Annotated in this window: 23 protein-coding genes and 1 pseudogene; 14 read left to right on the plus strand and 10 right to left on the minus strand. The window is 57.1% G+C overall.

The window, feature by feature from the left end:
* Nucleotides 1–434: 434 nt before the first annotated feature.
* From ACR0CE_RS10910 to ACR0CE_RS10940, 7 genes are all read left to right on the plus strand, one after another.
* The gene (locus ACR0CE_RS10910; RefSeq protein WP_267366053.1) at nt 435–1,370 is read left to right on the plus strand and encodes an aspartate carbamoyltransferase catalytic subunit; all 936 of its coding nucleotides are present in this window, start codon (nt 435–437) and stop codon (nt 1,368–1,370) included.
* Nucleotides 1,367–1,885 carry a hypothetical protein gene (locus ACR0CE_RS10915; RefSeq protein ID WP_480832362.1) on the plus strand — a complete coding sequence of 173 codons (519 nt, stop codon included), beginning with the start codon at nt 1,367–1,369 and terminating at the stop codon, nt 1,883–1,885. Before ACR0CE_RS10910 ends, ACR0CE_RS10915 begins: the two co-directional genes overlap by 4 nt.
* The gene (locus ACR0CE_RS10920; protein WP_480832364.1) at nt 1,870–2,256 is read left to right on the plus strand and encodes a hypothetical protein; all 387 of its coding nucleotides are present in this window, start codon (nt 1,870–1,872) and stop codon (nt 2,254–2,256) included. Before ACR0CE_RS10915 ends, ACR0CE_RS10920 begins: the two co-directional genes overlap by 16 nt.
* Entirely contained in the window at nt 2,253–3,533 is a 1,281-nt protein-coding gene (gene pyrC, locus ACR0CE_RS10925) for a dihydroorotase (RefSeq protein ID WP_480832366.1), read from the plus strand. Before ACR0CE_RS10920 ends, pyrC begins: the two co-directional genes overlap by 4 nt.
* Nucleotides 3,533–4,138 (plus strand): glycerol-3-phosphate 1-O-acyltransferase PlsY, encoded by a 606-nt coding sequence (gene plsY, locus ACR0CE_RS10930; RefSeq protein ID WP_267365533.1) that lies wholly within the window; start codon nt 3,533–3,535, stop codon nt 4,136–4,138. The genes pyrC and plsY overlap by 1 nt, the downstream gene beginning before the upstream one ends.
* Nucleotides 4,135–4,404 (plus strand): hypothetical protein, encoded by a 270-nt coding sequence (locus tag ACR0CE_RS10935; RefSeq protein ID WP_480483043.1) that lies wholly within the window; start codon nt 4,135–4,137, stop codon nt 4,402–4,404. The genes plsY and ACR0CE_RS10935 overlap by 4 nt, the downstream gene beginning before the upstream one ends.
* Nucleotides 4,405–4,597: 193 nt before the next feature.
* The gene (locus tag ACR0CE_RS10940) at nt 4,598–5,074 is read left to right on the plus strand and encodes a YHS domain-containing (seleno)protein (protein WP_480486578.1); all 477 of its coding nucleotides are present in this window, start codon (nt 4,598–4,600) and stop codon (nt 5,072–5,074) included.
* 128 nt (nt 5,075–5,202) lie between these two features.
* On the opposite strand, the gene ACR0CE_RS10945 is transcribed toward ACR0CE_RS10940, so the two are convergent.
* Entirely contained in the window at nt 5,203–6,186 is a 984-nt protein-coding gene (locus tag ACR0CE_RS10945) for a quinone oxidoreductase family protein (RefSeq protein ID WP_480486576.1), read from the minus strand.
* Between the two features lie 193 nt (nt 6,187–6,379).
* On the opposite strand from ACR0CE_RS10945, the gene ACR0CE_RS10950 reads away from it, so the two are divergent.
* Complete coding sequence (locus tag ACR0CE_RS10950) at nt 6,380–7,237, plus strand: DUF2189 domain-containing protein (RefSeq protein ID WP_480486575.1); 858 nt, start codon at nt 6,380–6,382, stop codon at nt 7,235–7,237.
* Nucleotides 7,238–7,267: 30 nt separating this feature from the next.
* Here ACR0CE_RS10950 and ACR0CE_RS10955 read toward each other — a convergent pair whose 3' ends face one another.
* The gene (locus tag ACR0CE_RS10955; protein WP_480486573.1) at nt 7,268–8,254 is read right to left on the minus strand and encodes an NAD(P)H-quinone oxidoreductase; all 987 of its coding nucleotides are present in this window, start codon (nt 8,252–8,254) and stop codon (nt 7,268–7,270) included.
* Nucleotides 8,255–8,315: 61 nt separating this feature from the next.
* Nucleotides 8,316–9,008: a COQ9 family protein gene (locus tag ACR0CE_RS10960; RefSeq protein WP_480832370.1), complete on the minus strand. Its 693-nt coding sequence runs from the start codon at nt 9,006–9,008 to the stop codon at nt 8,316–8,318.
* Nucleotides 9,009–9,119: 111 nt separating this feature from the next.
* On the opposite strand from ACR0CE_RS10960, the gene rpsU reads away from it, so the two are divergent.
* Together rpsU and ACR0CE_RS10970 are read left to right on the plus strand one after the other, a co-directional pair.
* Complete coding sequence (rpsU, locus tag ACR0CE_RS10965; protein ID WP_005614280.1) at nt 9,120–9,326, plus strand: 30S ribosomal protein S21; 207 nt, start codon at nt 9,120–9,122, stop codon at nt 9,324–9,326.
* 297 nt (nt 9,327–9,623) lie between these two features.
* Nucleotides 9,624–10,754 (plus strand): CAP domain-containing protein, encoded by a 1,131-nt coding sequence (locus tag ACR0CE_RS10970; RefSeq protein WP_480832372.1) that lies wholly within the window; start codon nt 9,624–9,626, stop codon nt 10,752–10,754.
* 48 nt (nt 10,755–10,802) lie between these two features.
* Here ACR0CE_RS10970 and ppk2 read toward each other — a convergent pair whose 3' ends face one another.
* Entirely contained in the window at nt 10,803–11,741 is a 939-nt protein-coding gene (ppk2, locus tag ACR0CE_RS10975; protein WP_480832374.1) for a polyphosphate kinase 2, read from the minus strand.
* A 252-nt stretch (nt 11,742–11,993) separates the two neighbouring features.
* Between ppk2 and ACR0CE_RS10980 the strand changes: the two genes are divergently transcribed.
* Nucleotides 11,994–12,833, plus strand: a complete 840-nt coding sequence (locus ACR0CE_RS10980) for a CPBP family intramembrane glutamic endopeptidase (protein ID WP_480832376.1) — start codon at nt 11,994–11,996, stop codon at nt 12,831–12,833.
* Nucleotides 12,834–12,836: 3 nt separating this feature from the next.
* Here the strand turns inward: ACR0CE_RS10980 and ACR0CE_RS10985 are convergent, their stop codons facing one another.
* On the minus strand, nt 12,837–13,295 hold the full coding sequence (locus ACR0CE_RS10985) for an Lrp/AsnC family transcriptional regulator (protein ID WP_480832378.1): 459 nt from the start codon (nt 13,293–13,295) through the stop codon (nt 12,837–12,839).
* A gap of 135 nt (nt 13,296–13,430) precedes the next feature.
* Between ACR0CE_RS10985 and ald the strand changes: the two are divergent.
* Nucleotides 13,431–14,551, plus strand: a pseudogene (gene ald, locus ACR0CE_RS10990) (alanine dehydrogenase).
* A gap of 161 nt (nt 14,552–14,712) precedes the next feature.
* On the opposite strand, the gene ACR0CE_RS10995 reads toward ald, so the two are convergent.
* Both ACR0CE_RS10995 and mscL read right to left on the minus strand, forming a co-directional pair.
* The gene (locus ACR0CE_RS10995) at nt 14,713–15,501 is read right to left on the minus strand and encodes a mechanosensitive ion channel family protein (RefSeq protein ID WP_480483360.1); all 789 of its coding nucleotides are present in this window, start codon (nt 15,499–15,501) and stop codon (nt 14,713–14,715) included.
* Nucleotides 15,502–15,631: 130 nt separating this feature from the next.
* A complete protein-coding gene (gene mscL, locus ACR0CE_RS11000; RefSeq protein WP_480483027.1) occupies nt 15,632–16,060 on the minus strand; it encodes a large conductance mechanosensitive channel protein MscL in 429 nt (142 codons plus the stop codon).
* 142 nt (nt 16,061–16,202) lie between these two features.
* Here mscL and ACR0CE_RS11005 point away from each other — a divergent pair, with 142 nt between their 5' ends.
* On the plus strand, nt 16,203–16,901 hold the full coding sequence (locus tag ACR0CE_RS11005) for a glutathione S-transferase N-terminal domain-containing protein (RefSeq protein WP_480832380.1): 699 nt from the start codon (nt 16,203–16,205) through the stop codon (nt 16,899–16,901).
* 47 nt (nt 16,902–16,948) lie between these two features.
* On the opposite strand, the gene ACR0CE_RS11010 is transcribed toward ACR0CE_RS11005, so the two are convergent.
* Together ACR0CE_RS11010 and ACR0CE_RS11015 are read right to left on the minus strand one after the other, a co-directional pair.
* Nucleotides 16,949–17,398 carry a YtoQ family protein gene (locus tag ACR0CE_RS11010; RefSeq protein WP_480545861.1) on the minus strand — a complete coding sequence of 150 codons (450 nt, stop codon included), beginning with the start codon at nt 17,396–17,398 and terminating at the stop codon, nt 16,949–16,951.
* A 74-nt stretch (nt 17,399–17,472) separates the two neighbouring features.
* A complete protein-coding gene (locus ACR0CE_RS11015) occupies nt 17,473–18,105 on the minus strand; it encodes a methyltransferase domain-containing protein (RefSeq protein WP_480545859.1) in 633 nt (210 codons plus the stop codon).
* An 86-nt stretch (nt 18,106–18,191) separates the two neighbouring features.
* Between ACR0CE_RS11015 and ACR0CE_RS11020 the strand changes: the two genes are divergently transcribed.
* Nucleotides 18,192–19,076, plus strand: coding sequence for a LysR family transcriptional regulator (locus tag ACR0CE_RS11020; protein WP_480773370.1), 885 nt, complete (start codon nt 18,192–18,194; stop codon nt 19,074–19,076).
* 43 nt (nt 19,077–19,119) lie between these two features.
* Here ACR0CE_RS11020 and pheT read toward each other — a convergent pair whose 3' ends face one another.
* Nucleotides 19,120–21,516 carry a phenylalanine--tRNA ligase subunit beta gene (gene pheT, locus ACR0CE_RS11025; protein ID WP_480832382.1) on the minus strand — a complete coding sequence of 799 codons (2,397 nt, stop codon included), beginning with the start codon at nt 21,514–21,516 and terminating at the stop codon, nt 19,120–19,122.
* Between the last annotated feature and the right edge of the window lie 37 nt (nt 21,517–21,553).

Genomic DNA, 21,553 nt, shown 5'->3' on the forward strand with positions numbered 1-21,553 from the left:
GCGCGTTGTGCACCCGCAGGCGTGAACAAATGCACATCGCGTCTGGATTGCCCCGGTGACAGTTTTTGCAATGGGCGCGGCGAATGTGAACGGATCACACCAGATCCGGGTACAGCCCCTCCTACGATATGCGAGGATGGCCGCACTTGTGCGCGCGGCTCGTCCTGTCTGCCGGGTGGGGGGTGTTCCCGTCCGGGATGGTTCCTGTGCGAAGAAACAGGCTCGCAGTGCCGTCCGGGATTCAAATGCTCGGACCATCAGGGTTGCGTGCCGATCAAAGCCATCGACTGCGGATACGGCAAATGGTGCAAACCAGGTGAACAATGTCTGCCAGAGGGTGGCTGTGAAAAACTGTCAGAGGGTTCTGATCCTTAGGTTGCTTTGCACCGCGTGGCTTTCTATAAGCGGCCCGATTGTCAGACAGGAGCCCGCCCATGCGTTTCGCCCATCGTCACCTTCTTGGCATCGAGCATCTGTCGCAATCCGATATCACCGAAATTCTCGATCTGGCCGAAACCTATGTCGACATGAACCGCCAGTCGACCAAGCATTCGGATGTGTTGTCGGGGCTCACCCAGATCAACATGTTCTTTGAAAACTCGACCCGAACGCAAGCAAGCTTCGAACTGGCTGGCAAGCGTCTGGGTGCAGATGTGATGAACATGGCGATGCAGGCCAGTTCGATCAAAAAGGGCGAGACGCTGATCGACACTGCGCTGACCCTGAACGCGATGCATCCCGACCTTTTGGTGGTGCGTCACCCGCATTCGGGCGCGGTCGACCTGCTGGCGCAAAAGGTCAACTGCGCTGTTCTGAACGCAGGCGACGGGCGGCATGAACATCCGACACAAGCTTTGCTGGACGCGCTGACGATCCGCCGCGCCAAAGGTCGCCTGCACCGTCTGAACATCGCCATTTGCGGCGATGTCGCGCACTCTCGTGTTGCTCGATCCAATTTGATCCTGCTGGGCAAGATGGAAAACCGCATTCGTCTGATCGGCCCGCCCACACTCGTGCCGTCGCAATTCGCCGAGTTCGGGGCCGAGGTTTATGACGACATGAACGAGGGTCTCAAAGACGTCGATGTGGTCATGATGCTGCGCCTTCAGAAAGAACGAATGGACGGAGGCTTCATCCCGTCAGAACGCGAGTACTACCACCGTTACGGCTTGAATGCTGAAAAGCTGGCGCTGGCCAAGCCCGATGCCATCGTCATGCACCCCGGCCCAATGAACCGCGGGGTTGAGATCGACGGAACCCTGGCTGATGACATCAATCGATCCGTAATACAGGAGCAGGTGGAGATGGGGGTCGCTGTCCGCATGGCCGCCATGGACCTTCTGGCCCGCAACCTGCGCGAGGTTGCATGAGCACTCTGATAGTCGCCCCCCATGAACGCGGCGTTCTGCGCCTGTTCACACTGGACATGCGCCCGGAAGAGGCGAAGTTCCTGCGCGAACCGGGGGCTGCCGAACAGGTGCTTGGCGTCGACGGGCTGGACCCCGAGCAGATCGACATTTTTCCGGTATCCGACCTCGAAGAACTTGGGCTTTACGGCTATCTGAACGAAGGGTGCGGCGTGTCCGAAGATCAGTTGGACCGTGCCGCGCTGGCGCAGATCGGCGGATGGGTCATGGTTCTGCGCAGCGCAGCGTTCAAAGACCAGGCCACGACCCTTGAACCCGATCCCCGGCTTCACATGATTGGTCTTTTCACGGAAGAGGCGACCAATTGGACCGGCGGAACGATCGAAACCGACAGCGCCAAGCCATTCTCGGCCCCGCAAACCGCGCCGGTTGACAACAAACCGCTCCGCATAGGCTCGGCTGTTATGGCATTGGCAGTACTTTTGATCACCGGAGGGATTCTATGGCTGATCCTGTAGTCTTTACCCCGGACAAGGGCGCGTATATCCGCACCAATGCATGGCTTGCGGCGGCTGCCATGGCCGGTGCAATGGCTGTGTTGTGGTTGACCGGCAATCCTTACGTCTGGACTGGAGCACCTGCCGGCCTCGCCGCAATTGGCATCCGCGCGTGGTATCTGGCATCGGAAGAACTGGCCGCTAACTGGGAGATGACCGAAACTTTGTTGACCGGTCCCGGCCCACGCAAAGTACCGTTGAATCAGGTCGAGGCGGTTAAAACCATGGGCAGTTTCGTACAAGTCGTTACCAAGGGTGGCGATAAACACCTGATCAAGTATCAGGCCGATCCCGCCGCCACGAAGGCCGCCATCGAAAGGGCTGTTCCATGATTACCGTTCTTTTCACCAACGCACGCCTGATCGATCCCGAAGCCGGAACAGAGTCAACTGGCTGGTTGCAGGTAAACAATGGCCGGATTACCGCCCGAGGCGAAGGAAGCGCGCCGAGTACTGAAGGGCATATCGTAGATTGCAACGGCAAGTGCCTCGCCCCTGGCATCATCGATATTGGCGTCAAGGTCTGTGAACCCGGTGAACGTCATAAGGAAAGCTATCGGTCAGCAGGACTTGCTGCTGCAGCTGGCGGTGTCACGACGATTGTCACCCGACCGGATACTCTGCCAGCAGTCGACACACCGGAAACGCTGGAATTCGCGACACGCCGGGCGCAGGCCGATGCGCCAGTCAATGTTCTGCCGATGGCTGCCCTGACCAAAGGGCGCGAAGGGCGTGAGATGACCGAGATCGGGTTTCTGATGGACGCGGGTGCAATCGCCTTCACCGATTGCGATCACGTCATCACTAATACCAAGGTGTTTTCCCGTGCCCTGACCTATGCGAAATCCTGTGGCGCGCTTGTGATAGCCCACCCGCAAGAGCCGGTGCTGAGCGCCGGGGCCGCAGCGACCAGTGGCAAGTTCGCGGCACTGCGCGGCCTGCCCACAGTGTCACCGATGGCGGAGCGGATGGGGCTGGACCGCGACATTGCCCTGCTGGAGATGACCGGCGCCGCCTATCACGCCGACCAAATCACCACTGCCCGGGCGCTGCCTGCACTGGAGCGCGCCAAGCGCAATGGGCTGGACATAACCGCAGGGACGTCGATCCACCACCTGACGTTGAACGAGCTTGACGTTGCCGACTATCGCACCTTCTTCAAGGTCAAACCGCCGCTGCGATCAGAAGATGACAGGCAGGCGGTTATCGAAGCCGTTCGCACCGGGCTGATCGATATCATCAGCTCGATGCACACTCCTCAGGACGAAGAAAGCAAACGCCTGCCGTTTGAAGAAGCGGCCTCGGGTGCGGTCGCACTGGAAACGCTTCTGCCCGCGGCCTTGCGCCTGTATCACGCGGGCCAGCTGGATCTGCCGACGCTGTTTCGGGCCATGGCCCTTAACCCGGCCAAGCGGCTTGGACTGGACAGCGGTCGCCTGTCGAAAGGCGCACCAGCGGATCTGGTTCTGTTCGACCCGGATGTGCCTTTTGTGCTTGATCGGTTTGCACTAAAATCAAAATCTCAGAACACTCCGTTTGACGGCCAGCGGATGCAAGGTAAGGTCATTTCGACTTATGTGGCAGGTAATGAAGTGTTCCGGAGACCCTGATGCCCCCAATCGACAACTCGACTAGCGAACTGCTCCAATGGGCGGTCGTTGGATACCTGATGGGCTCCATTCCCTTCGGCTTGTTGCTTGCCAAGATCATGGGGCTGGGAAATCTGCGCGAGATCGGGTCCGGGAATATCGGGGCGACAAATGTCCTGCGCACCGGCAACAAGGCCGCTGCGGCACTGACCTTGCTGTTTGACGCAGGCAAGGGGGCGGCGGCCGTTCTGATCGCACGCGCATATGCGGGTGAAGATGCAGCCCAGGTTGCCGCTCTTATGGCGTTTCTAGGCCATTGCTTTCCGGTTTGGCTGAGCTTCAAGGGTGGCAAGGGCGTGGCAACCTTTCTGGGGCTTTGGCTGGCACTGGACTGGCGCATCGGTGTTGCCTGCTGCCTGACCTGGCTGGTCGCGGCGGCAATCTGGCGGATATCCTCGGTTGGCGCATTGGCTGCGGCCGCGCTGTCAACGACTTGGGTGTTGTTGCTGTCAAACGGGACTACATTTATCCTTGGGATAATTCTGACACTTCTGGTCTACTGGCGGCACAGCTCGAACGTCGCGCGGATCAAGGCCGGAACAGAACCCAGAATCGGAAAGCCGTGATCGCGCCAGACGGGTTTCTGTATGCCCTTTTTGCACTGCCCTTGGGCAGTTTCACCGGAACCTCCGGCGGTCGGCGCTATGTTGTTGTGCGTCAACGAATGGCGGGTGGTAAATCCCACAAGCTGGTTGCGCACGAACTGGGCGGAGCCGACTATATCAGCCTGAACCTGTATCAGACCATGGGCAGCGGCGCGTTGCTAAGACCCTGTGAAATGTCCGCATGCAAAGTCATCGCATTTGTCCTGAACCTAAGGCCGGATGCCTGAGGCGAGATCGGCAAAAAAGAACAGTGGCTCTATCACCTGCGCACAATCACAAATCATTGTTTTGAACGTGATCAGCCCGCTTCCCAAATCGCTATCGTGACGGTCAATTACGGGCCACACAGGACAACAATCTGGGCCTTACGGCGGCAATTATTGCGGTGCTGAACGGGCTCATTTCACGAAAGGTGAAGCAATGAACAAGTTTAAATCTCTGATCAGTGGCGTGGCACTGTCTGTCACGTTGGCAACCTCCGCACTGGCGGCTGGCGTCGAAATCAACGCAAGCTCGACTGGTCTGGCCATGCAGGGCTATGATCCGGTGGCGTACTTCACCGCTGGCGAAGCGACCAAGGGCGATTACCGCATTACTGCATTGCACGATGATGCACTGTACCGGTTTTCGTCGGAAGAAAACAAAGTAGCCTTTGAAGCCAATCCTGATGCATATCTGCCCGCATATGGCGGCTATTGTGCCTTCGGCGCGGCCATGGGCTTTAAATTCGACGGCGACCCGAACCACTGGAAGATCGTTGACAACAAGCTGTATCTGAACCTGTCCAAAGACATTCAGGAGCGCTGGGAAGGCGACATCCCGGGTTTCATCGAAAGCGCGAGCGCAAACTGGGAAACGATTGCTGAAAAATCCCCGGCAGAGCTGCAATCGCAGTAAAACCTGATTTTTTTCAGGCACAGCGGCGGCGGTTTTTCCGCCGCCATATGTCATTGAAGACCTCTTGTCCTTCCCATCCGGCGCATCAAGTATCCCAATTCTAAGGGCAATGGCGTTTCGGTACTGCGTTACAGGTCCAGAATTGTGCTGCCGGTCGTTTGCCGCGCCTCAAGCGCGCGATGCGCATCAGCAACCTGATCCAAGGCAAAGCGCTGATCGACATGGATTTTGACCTCACCCCCCTCGACTTTGCCAAACAGGCGACGCGACATTGCCTGACACACCGCATGGTCCGCGATATGTGTAAACAACGTGGGCCGGGTGATCTTGAGCGAACCTTTCTGGCCCAGAACTCCAAGGTTGAACGGTGGAACCGGGCCCGAGGCGTTGCCGAAGGAAATCATCATGCCCAGCGGTTTCAGGCAATCCAGTGATCCTTCGAATGTGTCCGCCCCGACCGAGTCCATCACCACGTCTACACCCTGACCCTTTGTAATCTCAGCCACGCGTTCTGCGAAATTCTCGGACCGGTAATTGATGCAATGCGCGGCCCCGTTAAACCGGGCAAGGCTGCATTTCTCGTCACTCCCCGCCGTTCCGATCAACGTGATGCCTTCGGATTTAGCCCATTGACATGCGATCAGCCCGACCCCGCCAGCTGCCGCATGGAACAGAACCGTATCGCCCCGCTTCAATGGTGTGGTCCGGTGAAACAGGTATTCAACTGTCAGACCTTTCAGCATCATCGCTGCGCCGGCTTCGAATGTGATGCCATCCGGTAGCGGGCAAACCTGCGCTGCGGGCATCACACGCGCCTCGCAATATGCACCGGGCGGGGCTGCGGCGTAAGCGGCCCGCTGCCCCGGCTGAAGATGCATTACCCCTTCCCCAACCGCTTCAACGGTACCCGCCGCTTCCATGCCTAAAGCGTGTGGAAGATCAAGGGGATACAGGCCGGTGCGTTGATATACGTCGATGAAGTTCAATCCGCAGGCCTGATGCCGAATACGTATCTCACCCGGACCGGGGTCGCCCACTGGCCTGTCTTCGATCCGCAGAACCTCAGGCCCACCAAATTCATGAATCACAACCGTTTTCGCTGTTTTCTGCATCCTGACCTCCTCTTGCCTGCCATCAAGCTAACATGACTGTGACACAGGGCAATCCGTCCGATGCCGGAGTATTGATCCAGATTTCGCAAATTTATGCTATACTGAGGTATGGCGTTGCCGGTTGGACCGGCCACGGGCAACTGAATGCCGGATCCATTCCGCGGCGCAAGTCTCGCCAGGGAAGGGTGAAGAAATGGCTAAGACAATCGGAAATCCGATCAGCTGGGCGGCCCAGGCTCTGGGCGCCACAAGTGACCACGTCACCGAAAGCGTCTCGCAACTTGGCAGTGCAGATCCAACGCAAGTGCCAATGGTGCAGACCTTGACCCTGCAAGACTTACGGGCCTGCCTGAGGGCGGGGTATCAGGATTTTCTCGAAACTCGTGCGGATGTCGTATTCATTGTCCTGGTTTATCCGATCGCCGGGCTTTTGATGTTCGGCTTTGCCCTGAACGCCAATCTGGTTCCGCTTCTGGCCCCTCTGGTCGCTGGCTTCGCGCTGATCGGACCTGTTGCGGCCGTGGGCCTATATGAGATCAGCCGTAAACGTGAACAGGGCAGCGAGGTTCACTGGCTGGACGCATTTGGTGTGCTTCGTTCGCCGTCGTTCGGAGCAATTCTGGTTTTGGGGTTTTACCTAGTAATGCTGCTGCTGCTTTGGCTAATGGTGGCGCAAAGCATTCACACCTACACGATGGGCCCCGAGGTTCCAGCGTCGCTCAGCGCATTTGCCACGCAGGTTTTCACGACATCTGCGGGCTGGGCGATGGTCATTGTCGGAACTGCGGTTGGGTTTGTTTTTGCCCTTTGCGCTCTGGCGATCAGCGTGGTCAGTTTTCCCTTACTGCTGGACCGCAAAGTGGGCCTGCCGGTTGCTGTTGTGACATCATTCAGAGTGCTGCGTCACAACCCCGGAGTCATTCTGACATGGGGATTCATCGTGGCAGTGCTTTTATTTCTGGGGGCTTTGCCACTGCTGTTGGGTCTTATCGTGGTGATGCCCGTTCTGGGTCATGCCACGTGGCATCTGTATCGCCGCGCCGTTGCGTGAACGCGCGGGACACGCCCGCGCATTCAAAACTCAACCCGCGATCTTCAGAACAATCTTGCCAATATGGCCCGAGCTTTCCATGCGCTCATGGGCGGCGGCTGCCTCGGTCAGATCAAACTCGCTGTCCATCACGGGCGCAACTTTTCCGGCTTCCAAAAGCGGCCAGACAGCTTCGCGCAGGTCCTGCGCGATTTGCGCCTTGGCCAGATCGCTTTGCGGGCGCAGGGTGCTGCCGGTCAGGGTCAGACGCTTGACCATCATCAGGGCAAAGTTCAGCTCAACCACAGGCCCTTGCAGAAACGCGATTTGCACCAGCCGCCCATCCTCGGCCATAGCTTTGACGTTGCGCGGAATGTAATCACCGCCGACCATATCAAGGATCAGGTTTGCCCCACCTTCGGCGCGCATGGCTGCTACGAAATCCTCGTTTCGATAGTTGATCGCCTTTTCCGCGCCCAGCTTGACGCAAGCCTCACATTTCTCATCCGACCCAGCCGTGGCAAAAACGCGCGCGCCAAAGGCATTGGCCAGTTGGATTGCCGTCGTACCAATCCCGCTGGACCCACCGTGAACCAAAAAGCGTTCACCTGCCTTCAACCCGCCACGCATGAACACGTTGGACCAGACTGTAAAGAAGGTCTCGGGCAGACACGCTGCCTCTTTCATTCCCATACCTGCAGGCACTGGCAAACAATGGGCCGCTGGGGTCGAAACGTATTCCGCATATCCTCCGCCCGGCAGCAGTGCGCAGACCCGATCGCCGACAGAAAGTCCTTCAACCCCCGCACCGACTGAAACCACTTCGCCCGAAGCCTCAAGCCCCGGCAGGTCGCTGGCGCCCGGCGGCGGATCGTAAGCGCCCGCGCGTTGCAAAGCATCGGGGCGGTTCACCCCGGCATAGGACACTTTCAATACAACCTGTCCGGCCCCCGGCTTAGGGATAGGCCGTTCGGTCAGCTGCAAAACATCGGGACCACCCGGTTGAGTGATCTCAACAGCACGCATCATCTGGGTCATAGGCACCTCCTTTGCCCAATGCCTAACAGGCATCAGAGGCAAGGCCCAGCACCAAGACGCGTTACTTTCTGGGGTTCAACATGCCGGGCAGATCACCCCGCATCTTGGACGGCGCCCTCACCTGACCCGCCAGCCAGTTCGGAACTGCAAGAAAGGGTTTCAACACCGGGTTGTCACGCACCTGAGCCTTGAGCTTTTCGAACTCCATGACATTTGCGATCCGGCGATCCAGAAACTCCCAGGTGCGCTGATAGTCGGGGCTGTCATCGCCCAGCCAGAACAGCAAGGTCGAGGAATAGACCCCCGACAAGGTTGCCCGTTTGGTGTACCAGTTCACATCGTCCGATGTATCGCCCAGCGCGCCCCAGATCAGGTCACAGGTCTGCCATAAGGCCTTGGCCCCATCGGCCGCATATGCTGGCAGGGAAAACAGCGTCATGCCCCGGCGCACCAGTTCTTTGTCTTCAACAGCCTGCAACCGGAACCGGACCGCAGCGGCAATCTTATCGCGGAATTTTAGACCGCTCATGTCCTCGGACCTGAGGCGGTCCAGCATCACCTGATCGCCGCGCGCATGAAAGGCCAGTGCCAGATCAACCGCCCCGCGCGGGCAGATTGCACGTGCCAAACCGTCATCCAGACCACAATCGGAAACCGAGGCGCGAAAGCTGGTTTCCGACCAGCCGTCGAAAGGAACATGATTCAGCATCGCGTCCAAAAGCTGCCGTTTTGCATCTTCATATGTTGTGGTCATGACGGTTCTCCGGTTGTCAGGTCCAGTACTAGACAAGTTAGGGCGGCTTTGCTATACGGCCAACTCCTGCAATTTCCTTGCAACTCTATCTAGAAAGGTGGTGACAACCACATGCAGGTTAGTGTTCGCGACAATAACGTCGATCAGGCGCTTCGTGCCCTGAAGAAAAAGCTGCAGCGCGAAGGCGTGTTCCGTGAAATGAAGCTCAAGCAACATTTCGAGAAACCGTCCGAGAAGAAAGCGCGCGAGAAAGCTGAAGCGATTCGCCGTGCCCGTAAACTGGCGCGCAAGAAAGCCCAGCGCGAAGGTCTGCTCTGAGATCTTTGATTTCGTCCAGCTTTGGATGACACTATTTGACGACCCCCGAGGCATGGCCCGGGGGTTTGTCGTTTCCGGGCTCGGATACAATCCGCCGACTCGTGGTTCAGGTTGTGCGGCAAGCTGCCATTTCCGTACAGGCAGTGTTTTGCCCGGCGCTTTGCAGCGCAGCGAATCTCGTCTCGGTAGCATCGGGCCGCCAAAACTCGCCTAAATTGCGCCGCCCTCTATCACCCGCGACGTCCCCGCCTCTAAGTGAGCCCGTCCGCAAGGACACAAACACAAACGGAGGCAAATATGTCGACTGCAAGTACATACGAACGCGAGATGCTGGCGCTGATAAACCAGGAGCGCACATCCCGCGGGCTCAACCCGCTGCAACTTGAAACGCAGCTGAACGACTCGTCCGAAGATCACAGCACCTGGATGCTGAATACAGACACCTTCAGCCACACCGGTTCAGGCGGTTCCAGTGCAACCGAGCGGATGCAAAACGCGGGGTTCGATCTTGAAGGAAGCTGGCGCACCGGGGAAAACATCGCATGGCAATCCGAACGCGGCGCGCCGGGTATCAGCGACGATGTCGCCCAGTTGCATCAAAACCTGATGAACAGTCCGGGGCACCGCGCCAATATCCTGAACCCGGATTTCAAGTATGTCGGGATCGGGATCGAAACCGGTGACATGCAGGGCTTCGATGCGGTGATGGTTACGCAAAACTTTGCCGCAACCGACGCGGCTGTCATGCTGGACAACGGCAATACAAACGCCCCGCCCGTTCCTCCGACAACACCGGACGAGGTTGCCGAGCCCGAGGAACCAGAAACCGAAACCCCGGATACTGACGTCACCGAGACTGAAGAGCCTGGGACCGAGACCCCCGGAACCGAGGAACCAACACCCGAGACTCCGGACACCGATGTCACAGAGACTGAAGAGCCGGACCCAGAAACGCCTGATACCGACGTCACTGAGACCGAAGAACCGGAACCTGAAACCCCCGGCACTGAGGAACCAACACCCGAGACACCGGACACTGACGTCACCGAGACGGAAGAACCGGAACCTGAAGCGCCGGATACTGACGTCACCGAAACCGAGGACCCGCAACCTGAAACGCCCGATACCGAAGTCGTCGATGATAGTGAGCCGGAAGCCTTCTGCTTTGACATTCAGGCATTCCTGGATGAAATCGCCAGCTTCCTTGAAAACCTGCAAGCGCAGTTTGACGAGTTTGATTGGCGCGACGACATGAATGACGGCACTGATGTGGCAGGCAATAATGACGACGTCGATATCATGCCAACAATAGATACCACTCCGGAGACCGAGATTGAGCCTGTCGACACCCAAACAGCCGAAGACGATGGCTGCGATGTCTTCATGATCAATATCTTCACCCACGACTGCATGATGGATGCAGCCTGATCACGTGAAATTGTGCGAGGTCGGCCCTGCCGGCCTCGCATGCGTTGCTCAGTAAATCTTTGGAACGTAAAGCTCGTCTGGCAATACGCGCCGCTCGTACTCAGGATTGTACCGCCGGTCCGGCAAATTGACCTTTTCCTGTGGCACGTCTTCGTAGGGGATTCTGGTCAACAGATGCTCGATACAATTAAGACGTTCGCGTTTCTTGTCATTGCCCTCGACGATATACCACGGCGCTTCGGCTATGTTGGTGCGGAACAACATGTCTTCCTTGGCCTTCGTGTACGCCTCCCAGCGAATGCGGGATTCAAGATCCATCGGTGACAGTTTCCACTGTTTCATCGGGTCGTGAATACGCATGAGGAACCGCAATTGCTGCTCTTCATCCGTGATCGAAAACCAGTATTTCAGCAGAATGATCCCTGACCGCACCAGCATCCGTTCAAATTCGGGAACGTCCTGAAAGAACTGTTCGACCTGATCCTCGGACGCAAAGCCCATCACCCGTTCAACCCCCGCCCGGTTGTACCACGAGCGGTCGAACAAGACGATTTCACCTGCGGCAGGCAGATGCGGCACGTAGCGTTGAAAGTACCATTGGCTTTGCTCGCGGCGACTGGGCGCTGGCAGAGCAACCACACGGGCGACACGGGGGTTCAGACGCTGCGTGATCCGTTTGATCACGCCTCCCTTGCCTGCACTGTCACGGCCTTCAAACAGGATACAAACCTTGGCACCAGTGTGCTGAACCCAATCCTGCACCTTGATCAACTCGGCCTGCAACCGCAGCAGGTTTCGGAAATAGACTTTGCGATCCAGCATTTCAGGGTGCTGGTCCCGATAGATCTTGCGGACTTCCATCGACAGCATAGGCTCGCTGAACTCGATCTCGAAGTCTTCATCCAGCGTGTCTTCCAATTCGGCCTCAAGCCAGTTCTTGGTGCCCCCATCGTTCTCGTAAGCCAAGATCAGCTCCTTCTCAGTCATCGGGTTCGAACCATATCGGGCCTGTGTAAACGCCTGATGTCATCAGATAAATCGAAGCCGATCCGTTGCAGCAGTCTCTATCGGAAATCAGGGTCTGGACGGGTATATGGTCTTTTACCCGAATGTGTACGTCTGGCCCAAAGGATACAAGCACAAGAATTGACACAAGGCGCCAATCGCGCGCTTTCAGGTTGCTTGCATTGCCTTGTTTTTGTGCGGCATGACTGGGTCCACAATTCAGACGAGAACGCCGTGACGTATTTCTTTTCGACATTGCCGGTCACCTGGCCCTGGCTGATCTTGATCACAGCGCAAGTCGCGGCGATGGGGCGACAATCCGGACTTGCGTATGCCCTGCTGATTCTGTTCGTCAGTGTCGCCTCGGTTACCGGACTGATGTCACCGACAGCAATCGTGGCGGTGGCGCTTGGTCTGATCGTGGCCTTCTTCCTCCCACGCCATACAGGTCTGCTGGCTATTGCGGGGCATACGCTGTTGATCCTGTGGTGCCTGGCATTGGGGGCACATCTGTTGCCAGGATTCAACAATTTGAAACTGCTGGATCAGGTGCAGGCAAGTGCCTCGAGCACAAGTTTCACACTGCACCTGAATCTGGACAAACCCATGGTCTTCTTTGCCGTTCTTCTGGCTTGGCCCGGAATGCTGAACAGCCCAATCAAGACCAGAATAAAACCTTTGCTAGCGGGTTTTCTGATTCTGCCCGGCCTGTTTCTGCTGGGTCTATCGCTGGGCGCCGTGCGCATGGACCTCTCAGCCCCTTATTGGTGGCTGGTATTTTGCCTGTCCAACCTGTTTCTGACTTGTCTTACGGAAGAGGCGTTCTTTCGCGGCTACTTGCAGTCGGCCATTACCTTGCGCCTTGGGGCAACAGGCGGTCTGGTCGCTGCCAGCCTGCTCTTTGGATTGGCGCATATCGGCGGAGGACCCGCGCTTGTGGTATTCGCATCCCTTCTCGGGCTGGGGTGCGGGTTGGGATATTTTGCAACCGGTCGGCTTTGGGTGCCTGTTGCGATGCATTTCGGGTTCAATCTGACCCACCTGCTGCTGTTCACCTATCCCGGCCCGTTATGACGGTCAGACCGGCAAGGCCGTGGTCTTGAACACGGTACGCAGCGCAAATGAACTTTGCATCTGCGCCACCCCAGGCAAGCGCGACAAGTATTGCCGGTGGATACGCGCGAAATCTTCTGTGTTTTCCGCCACGACCTTCAGAATGTAGTCTGCGGTTCCGGCCATCAGATGGCACTCCAGCACATCTGGTATTCGGGCCACCGCCTTTTCGAACACATCCAGAACCTCTTCGGCCTGGCCTTGTAGCGTGATCTCGACAAAGACGGTGGTAGGCACGTTCATTTTCCGCGCATCCAGCAGAGCCACATAGTTGCGGATATAGCCGTCAACCTCCAATCGTTGAACGCGGCGGTGGCACGCAGATGGAGACAGGTTGACCTGTTCAGACAGTTCCGAATTCGAAATCCTGCCATTCTTCTGAAGTGCGGCCAGAATCTTTCGATCAGTCGTGTCCAGGCTCATTCCTGCAATTCCTTTGCGAGTTTTTTGAATAGTACGGGAAATTCTTCCAAAGAAAAGTCTACCGACACGTTTTCTTTCACAGAAATTGCGCCACGAAATGCACATAATTTAAGCAGCTTATGAACGGAGAGCCCAATGAAAATCGGTTGCCCCAAGGAAATCAAACCTCAGGAATTCCGCGTCGGGATGACGCCCAATGCTGCTCAGGAAGCGGTCGCTCGCGGACACCAAGTCCTGATCGAGTCCGGCGCGGGCATCGGCGCAGGCTTCGACAATGACGCCTATGTCGCCGCAGGCGCGCAAATTATCGACACCGCGGAAGAGGTGTTTGCCACCGCCGACATGATCGTCAAGGTCAAGGAACCGCAGGCCGTGGAACGCAAGATGCTGCGTGAAGACCAGCTGCTGTTCACCTATCTGCACCTGGCTCCGGATCCGGATCAGACACATGACCTGCTGGAATCGGGTTGTACCGCAATTGCCTACGAAACCGTAACGGATGCCAACGGCGGCCTGCCGCTGCTGGCACCTATGTCCGAGGTCGCCGGTCGTCTGGCCCCTCAGGTCGGATCCTGGACCCTGCAGAAGGCCAATGGCGGCCGTGGGGTTCTGATGGGTGGCGTTCCCGGCGTCGGCCCGGCCAAAGTTGTTGTGATTGGCGGCGGTGTCGTCGGGACACACGCGGCCAAGATTGCCGCCGGAATGGGGGCTGATGTCACCGTTCTGGATCGGTCGCTGCCGCGCCTTCGCTATCTGGACGATGTCTTTGGCGGAACTTTCAAGAACCAGTATTCGACAGCAGGCGCGACCGCTGAACTGATCCAGGACGCCGATATGGTCATCGGTGCTGTTCTGATCCCCGGCGCAGCCGCACCGAAACTGGTGTCGCGCGCTCAACTGTCGACGATGAAACCCGGCGCAGTACTGGTGGATGTCGCCATCGACCAAGGCGGGTGCTTTGAAACGTCAAAAGCCACCACCCATGCCGATCCGATCTACGATGTCGATGGCATTATGCATTACTGCGTTGCCAACATGCCGGGCGCTGTTGCGCGCACCTCGACCATAGCACTGGGCAATGCCACGATGCCGTTCATGCTGTCGCTGGCCGACAAGGGATGGAAACAGGCATGTCAGGACGATCCGCACCTGCTGGAAGGTCTCTGAACGTTCATGCTGGTAAACTGACCTACTATGCCGTTGGCAAGGCCCTTGGCATCGACGTCGTTTCGCCAAACGTGGTGGTCAAATCGTAAGCGCCTCCACTCCTGAAGTTGCCTGTTGATGGTAATTTTCAGGGTGGCGCGGTCGGTATCGAACCGACGACTTTCACAAAAAAGGGCACCGCGTTTCTGCGCGGTGCCCTTCTCAATGCGCGGAAAGGATGAATGCTCGCCCAAACAATGGGCGCCAGCTGTCACCCCTGTTTCTGAATTTCGACCGAATGCGGATACGGAATCGAAACACCTTTGGCGTCAAACGCCTCTTTCACCGCCTTCGTAAGCTCGAACTTGACGTCCCAGTAATCGGCTGCCGCACACCATAGCCGCGCAGTCAGATCGACTGAGCTGTCGCCCAGATTCGTGACCCGCACCCAGGGTTCAGGATCGCTGTGAATGCGCTGGTCGGCCTTGGCCACATCCAGAATGATCTGCATGGCGGTATCTGCGCTGTCCCCGTAATCAATTCCAAACACCAGATCGACACGACGTGTGTCGTGGGCTGAATAATTGGTTATGATCGACCCCCATGCCTGACCGTTTGGAACAATGATCTGCACGTTGTCGGGAGTCACAAGCTCGGTCGTGAACAGGCTCAGATCCATAACGGTTCCTGCCGTGCCACCGATATCCACATACTGTCCAAGCTTGTAGGGTCGGAAAACCACCAACATCACACCGGCCGCAAGATCACTCAGTGTACCCTGAAGTGCCAACCCAACAGCCAGTGACGCAGCGCCCAGAATGGCGACGATACTGGTGGCTTCTATCCCGAAGATCCCCAGAACTGCGACCAGAACTATGGCCAGAATTGCCCACTTGATCACACTGGCGGCAAAATTTCCGAGTGTCGGGTCGATCTGCGGCGTTCTGTTGATCCGGCGGCGTACAACACCCGCGATCATTCGGGCGGCGATCCAACCCAGAACAAGAACGATCAGAGCCTTCGCTGCATTCAAGGCAATGGGCAAGTATTGATTGGCCATACCAATCGCCTGCTCAGCCAAGTCGGCGGTTTGTTCCATCTCGAATTTCCTCGTGTTTTCTGTTCGTCAATTCTAATAAAACAGGCTCCGCGATTGGTGCGGAGCCCGATGTCGCAACGAAACGACAGATCTACTTCTTCAAAGCGTCCCGGATTTCCATCAGGATGTCCAGTTCGCTGGGACCTGCGGGTGCCTCTTCAACCGCTTCTTCCTCTGCTTCGGCAGCGTCTTTGACCTTGTTCACCATTTTTACCAACATGAAGACGACCCAGGCGATGATCAGGAAATTGATGATCGCCATAATAAAGGCACCATAGGCAAAGACGGATGCGCCTGCTTCACGTGCCGCTTCAAGGCTGGCACCTTCGGCCACGTCGCCTGCAAGAACGGCGTAATTGTTCGTAAAGTCGATACCCCCTGTGAACAATCCAATAAGCGGATTGATCAGATCGCCCACCAACGAGGTAACAATTGCGGTAAACGCGGCACCGATAATGATACCAACCGCCATGTCCATGACATTGCCCTTGGCAATGAATGTCTTGAATTCTTCCAGCATAGCATCCCTCTTGTTTTCTAAGACCACGCTTCTGTTCACGCATGAGCGCATAGGAATTGTGCGTTAAACGCATGAATAAGGGTATGTTTTTTAGGGGAAAGCCACCCTATTTTTCCCCAAATGGCATTTCTCAGGAGTTACCATGTCTCAACTTGCGCCTTTTTTCGTAACCGACAGATGGCCTGCAAAAGATCCCAAGGTCCTTCAACTCTACTCCTATCCAACGCCAAACGGCGTCAAAGCCTCGATCATGCTTGAGGAAACCGGCCTGCCCTATGAGGCGCATCTGGTGACCCTGGCAGACTCGGATGTCAAAAGCTCCGAGTTCCTGTCGCTGAACCCGAACAACAAGATCCCGGCGATAATCGACCCCAACGGACCCGACGGTGCACCGCTGGCCCTGTTCGAAAGCGGTGCAATCCTGCTGTATCTGGCCGAGAAAACGGGCAAGTTCCTTGGCCAAACCGCAGCAGACAAGCACCGGATCACCCAATGGCTGATGTTTCAGATGGGCGGCATCGGGCCAATGTTTGGCCAGCTCGGGTTTTTCTACAAATTCGCTGGCAGCGCGATAGAAGATCCGCGCCCGCGCGAGCGTTACATCAACGAAGCCAAGCGCCTGCTGAACGTGGTGAATACGCAACTGGAAGGACAAGACTGGATCGCGGGCGAATATTCCATCGCGGATATCGCGCTTGCCCCGTGGCTAAATGCACTGGATTTCTATGGCGCGAAGGATGTCGTTGATTGGGACGGCTATTCCAATGTCGTCGCTTATGTTGATCGTTTCTTCCAACGCCCAGCGGTTCAGCGCGGCAAAGCCATACCGGCACGAGACTGATAACAGTTGAAAGAAACGGGGCGCCAAACCGGCGCCCCTTTTATCGATCAGCCAGGCAGAGCACCTGTCAGCACGTAACGCAGAATTTCGACCACCTGAGCGGGTTCTTCCGCCACGGCCAGTGCGGCGGCATCAACTTCTTTCAGCGCGTGCTGATGATCCGGGCCGTGCAGAACGATGATAGACTTGCCCAGTGCTGCAGCATAACCCGCGTCAAAGGCGGCGTTCCACTGTTTGTACTTGTCACCAAACCTGACGACGACAACATCCGCATCCGCAATCCCCTTGCGGGTCCGGATCGCATTGACCATCGCTCCCTTGTGGTCGTGCCAATACTTGTTCGGCTCGGCCCCAAGAATGGCCACACCACAATCATCACTGGCCGCGTGATCAGTAACAGGGCTGTTGAAGGTCACGTCCAAGCCTTGCGCCCCATCGATGATCTGTTCACGCCAGTCAGTGTGGATTTCTCCGGAAAGATAAACGTTCAGGCCCATGGCAAACTCCGCTGTTGTTTCCGACCAATTTAAGGGTCCCACACCCAAAGCCCAACGCGAATTCCGGAAAAACCTTACATTTTACGAGCCACTAGGAATCGGCGGGCGTCACGTAAGGGGAAACTGTCGCTCTCGATGATGCTGAACCCGGCGCGTTCAAGGGCCGCATCAAGATCCGCCTCAGGCAGGAATCGCACAAACGGAGCCTTACCAAAGAACTGCATGATCGGAAGCGCGAGACGAATAGCGTAATACTTCAGGCTCGCCGCACTGGACGGTCGGCAAAATGTTTTCGAAATAAACAGTCCGCCGGGTTTAAGGACCGAATGTACTTGGCTCAATGTCAGATCCAGATCTTCGACCAGGTGCAAAAGATTGAATGCCAGCGCCGCATTAAATGAACCCTCAGGCGGTCGATTTGCATCAGCCTCGGTAAAGGTGACGTTTTCGATGCTTTGCGAAGCGGCGTTTCGACGTCCAACGGCCAACATACCGGGGGACACGTCGGTTGCAGTGATAGATCCTACATATCCGGACAGCTTCAGAGCAGTCATACCCGTGCCGCACCCAAGTTCCAGAACATCATCGGTTTTCTTCAGGTAAGACGCTGTCCGTTCCAGCGTTTGCTCGTACGAAGCCATGTCTTTGATAGGCGAGCGGGCATATTTCTCGGCCACTCCATCCCAGAATTTCGCAGTGGTGGTCATTGAGGGGTCTCCTTTCGGAGAGAATTTATTCATGCGCAGACCGAATATAAATTGCCGAAATTTGCAGGTTTACTATACATTTTTGTATGAATGAGTTTGGCGATTTTGATTGGAACCACATCCGGGCCTTTCTGGCGACGGCTGAAACCGGGTCATTTTCCGCAGCGGCACGGCAGCTACGGCAAACCCAGCCTACGCTGAGTCGTCAGATAGCAGCGCTTGAACAGGACCTGGGCGTGATGCTGTTTGAACGGGCTGGCAGAACTCTTGAGATCACTCAGGCCGGATTGGAGCTGCTGGATCATACTCGCAAAATGGGGGACGCCGCCAACCGCATCGCGCTGACGGCGTCCGGACAGGCACAATCCATTGAAGGCCGGGTTCGCATCACCGCCAGTGACGTGATGTCGGCCTATGTCTTGCCCGACCTGCTGCGCGAAATCCGGGCGCAAGCCCCGCGCCTGCGGATTGACGTGATTGCCTCAAACGATATTCAGGATCTTATGCGGCGCGAGGCAGATATCGCGATCCGCCATGTCCGTCCTGATCAACCCGACCTAATCGCGAAGCTGGTACAGGAGGCGTCGGGGCATTTCTATGCAACCACAGAGTATCTCAACCGTGCGGGACGCCCGAAATCAAAGCAGGACCTTTCACGGCATGAGTTCATCAGCTTCGGCGACGACAATCAGATGATCGCCTATCTGAAACCGCTTGGCATTCACCTGACCAACGAGAATTTCCGGCTTGGGTCTCAGAATGGAATAGTGGCTTGGGAATACGCCAAACAAGGCTTCGGCATCGCGCCCATGTCGCAGACCGTCGGTGATGCGGCACCAGGTATGGAGCGTGTGTGCCCCGGGATGGAGGCCATCACATTTCCGATCTGGTTGACCACGCATCGCGAGTTGCACACCAGCCGCCGCATCCGGCTGGTCTATGACTTACTGACCAAGTTCCTGTCCAAATAAAAAACGCGCCCGAAGGCGCGCTTTTCATTGGAGCCTCAGAGCTCTAACCGCGAAGGACCCCACCCGTCGCCTTGGCAACCTTGGCAATGATCTTCTCGGCTACGGCTTCGATGTCCTTTTCCTTCAGCGTCGCCTCAGTCGGTTGCAGACGCACGGTAATGGCAAGAGACTTCTTGCCTTCGCCAAGGCTGCCACCAATGAATTCGTCAAAGACACGCACGCCCTCAATCAGTGCCTTGTCGGCACCTGCGGCTGCGTTTACCAACGTCAGCGCTTCGACATCGGCATCGACAACAAAGGCAAAATCACGCTCGACCGCCTGCAAGTCGCGTAGTTCCAGCGCAGCGCGGGTGGCACCGGATTTTCGGGGCAAAGGCACTTCGTCCGGCCAGATGGTGAATGCCATTACCGGACCTTTTATGTCCATCGCCTGCAAAACGCGCGGGTGCAACTCTCCGAAGACAGCCAGTACTTTTTTCGGACCCAGACAGATTTTGCCATGACGACCCGGATGCCACCATGGATCGCCGTCGCGCAGAATCTGAACCTTTTCGGGCGCGCCAATGGCGGCCAGAACAGCCTCGACATCTGCCTTGGCGTCGAACACGTCCACTGGGCGCGCAGCACCGTGCACATCCTTGGGGCCAGAACGTCCAACCAGCAGGCCGGTGATCTGGGTTTTCTGATCACCCGGCTCGCCATTGTGAAAGACCGGACCGACCTCGAACAGGGCGACATCCGCGAATCCGCGCGCCTGATTGCGGGCGGCAGCCTGCAACAGGCCGGGCAGCAGATCGGGGCGCATATGGCTCATCTCGGATGAGATCGGGTTTTCCAGCATGGTCGTAGTATCGCCACCACCGAACAAAGCCGCCGACGCCTGATCAATGAACGTATAACTGACGCATTCGTTATAACCCAGCGCTGCGCAGGTACGGCGCGCCACGGACTGACGGCGTTGTGTCGGGGTCATTACCGGTTTCGGTATCCCCTCGGTCACGCGCGGCAACGGCCGGCCTTGCAGCTTGGTCAAGGAAGCAATCCGCGCGACCTCTTCCACCAGATCGGCCTCGCCCAGGATATCCGGGCGCCAGCTGGGGACATGGGCCATCTCGCCTTCCAGACGAAAGCCCAGACGGGTCAGGGTCTGTCGCTGTTCGCTTTCGGGAATATCCATCCCGACCAGAGACTGCACCCTTTCCGCATTCAGCTTGTAGGCGCGCGCATGGTTCGGCGCTTTGCCAGCCTCAACCACGTTGGAGGCTTCTCCGCCGCAAATATCCAGAATCATCTGGGTCGCGTGTTCCAGCCCCTCGCGGGTGTATTCCGGGTCAACACCGCGCTCGAACCTATAGCGCGCGTCGGAATTGATCTTGAGCGCACGGCCTGTGAGCGCGATTTGCACATGATCCCAGAACGCGCTTTCGAGGAAAACGTTTACCGTTTCCTCGGTACATCCGGTTTCCTCACCGCCCATGATGCCTGCAATCGATTCCGGGCCTTTGTCATCCGAAATCACCATCATTCCGGGTTGCAGCGTGTATTCTTTTTCATCCAGCGCGACCAGCGTCTCTCCGCCTTTGGCCCGGTGCACCCGCAGGTTGCCCCGCACCTTGTCGGCGTCGAACACGTGCAGCGGGCGGTTGTGATCGTAGGTCATGTAATTGGTGATATCCACCAGCGCCGAGATCGGACGCAGACCTATGGCCTTCAACTGATCCTGCAGCCATTGCGGGCTGGGGCCATTCTTCACGCCACGGATCAGACGGCCAGTGAAATGCGGCGCTCCGTCCAGCGTGTCTTCTTCGATTGACACCTTGATCGGACACTCGAAATCACCCGGAACAGGCGTATAATCACGCTGCTTCAACGTGCCAATTCCACGCGCGGCCAGATCGCGCGCAATCCCTTCAACCCCCAGCGCATCCGGGCGGTTCGGAGTGATCGCGATTTCGATCATCGGGTCGACTTTGGATGGGTCGTTTTCCGCAAGCCAGTCCACGAATGTATCACCCACTTCGCCCGAGGGCAGTTCGATGATGCCGTCATGTTCATCCGACAGCTCCAGCTCACGCTCGGACGCCATCATGCCAAAGCTCTCGATACCGCGGATCTTGCCGATGCTGATGGTCAGGTCCAGGCCAGGGATGTACATGCCCGGTTTGCAGACCACGACGGTGATCCCTTCACGCGCATTGGGCGCACCGCAAATAATCTGTAGCTCGCCCTCGTCCGTATCGACCTTGCAAACGCGCAGCTTGTCTGCGTCGGGGTGTTTTTCGGCGTGTTTCACATAGCCCAGCGTAAAGCCTGCCAGCCGTTCGGCCGGGTTCACGATCTCTTCGACCTCAAGCCCGAGATCGGTCAGCGCCTCGGCGATTTCATCAACCGAAGCATCAGTGTCGAGGTGGTCTTTCAGCCAGGACAGAGTGAATTTCATTGCACGGGGCCTTTTTTGGCAAACATCCAGTCGGCAC

The organism is Ruegeria sp. L11, from assembly GCF_056531755.1.